Here is a 620-nt window from a genome sequence, read left to right as displayed (position 1 = left end):
GGTGGTGAAGACGAAAGACCCGAAAATTCGTGCTTTACACAAGAGCTTCGCAAATATCGCATATCCGAATTCGCTGGGCTGTCCATCTGGACATTCCGGCAACAGAATTTCTTGACGACCATAGAGCATTGGAACCACCTGATCCCATCCCGAACTCAGTAGTGAAACGATGCATCGCCGATGGTAGTGTGGGGTTTCCCCATGTGAGAGTAGGTCATCGTCAAGATTCATTTCGCAAAACCCCTATCTGCACATGCAGGTAGGGGTTTTGTCTTTAAGTAGGAACTACAGAGATTCGCAGGCACGTCCTAGGGACGGGCCAGCACACAGAATTTCTTGACGACCATAGAGCATTGGAACCACCTGATCCCATCCCGAACTCAGCAGTGAAACGATGCATCGCCGATGGTAGTGTGGGGTTTCCCCATGTGAGAGTAGGTCATCGTCAAGATTCAAACCCAAAGCCCCTGTCTGCGATGCAGACAGGGGCTTTGTCTTTTCCGGGTTTCAATATCGGTTAGAACTGATAGCTGACCGTGGCGCTCACATTGCGCTCTTCACCCATGTAGCAGTAGTTCAGGCTGGCACATGAGGTGATGTAGCTTTCATTGGTAAGGTTG

Annotated in this window: 2 rRNA genes; both read left to right on the top strand. The window is 50.2% G+C overall.

From position 1 onward, the window contains the following. Positions 1-110: 110 nt before the first annotated feature. A 5S ribosomal RNA gene (rrf, locus tag ACF8FB_RS04275) occupies positions 111-226 on the top strand. Positions 227-335: 109 nt separating this feature from the next. Then, positions 336-451 (top strand): 5S ribosomal RNA (gene rrf / locus ACF8FB_RS04270). Positions 452-620 lie beyond the last annotated feature (169 nt).

Origin of the sequence: Pseudomonas sp. yb_2 (genome assembly GCF_043103905.1) — a bacterium.
Classification (GTDB): Bacteria; Pseudomonadota; Gammaproteobacteria; order Pseudomonadales; family Pseudomonadaceae; genus Aquipseudomonas; species Aquipseudomonas alloputida.
Note: the sequence above shows the minus strand (reverse complement) of the source record. Positions and strands in the feature narration are given on the sequence as shown.